Genomic DNA, 596 nt, shown 5'->3' with positions numbered 1-596 from the left:
GAGCTTTGAGGTCGACCATGACCGACAGCCCTCCATAGATGAATGCTCTCGGGCCCTTGATCCGGCACCGCAGGCTCACCGGATCGGCTGACGCCGGAACGGACACAAGAAGCGCAAACAGGGCGATCCCTGCTGCTGCGGGCATGAGCCAACGAGCGCATCCAAACATCATACTCATCACCATCGATGACGACTTTGAAGCGCCAATGGTGGCGACCTCCGTCGCGTAAGCATAGGCGCCCAGTTTGGGGCTCCGGGCTTCGGTGTGTACAAACTCAGGCCGGCGTCGCCTAATCCAAATATGCTATCGAATTTTTAGACAGGCACGTTGCGTTTTGTTACCGTTGCCACGTAGACAATTTCGGTAATGCTCATTTTCGAATGACCCGCTTGCTGGGAACGCCATGAGTCCTGACAAGTATTCAGAATACACCATCGAGATCCATTCATCAGGCCGCTTCTTTATCATCGAGAAGCGTCGCAACGGTGCTGAAGAGGTGTTGATTGGAACTTTTGCCTCGCGCGAAGCCGCGCAGCAGTGGATCGAGAAGGGGCGCGTCCCACGGAGTGGCGCGGCTGATTAAGCAGTCGCGCGC

At 56.4% G+C, this 596-nt stretch carries 1 protein-coding gene; it reads right to left on the bottom strand.

Annotated features, from left to right (window positions below; all coding sequences use genetic code 11):
• Nucleotides 1-184: hypothetical protein (locus ACMGDH_RS18190; protein WP_436829397.1), on the bottom strand; the 184-nt coding region annotated here is incomplete at its 3' end.
• Between the last annotated feature and the right edge of the window lie 412 nt (nucleotides 185-596).

It is taken from the genome of Sphingomonas radicis, assembly GCF_051400635.1.
Classification (GTDB): domain Bacteria; phylum Pseudomonadota; class Alphaproteobacteria; order Sphingomonadales; family Sphingomonadaceae; genus Sphingomonas.
The sequence above is the reverse complement of the archived record's forward strand: the minus strand, read 5'-3'. Positions and strand labels throughout refer to the sequence as shown.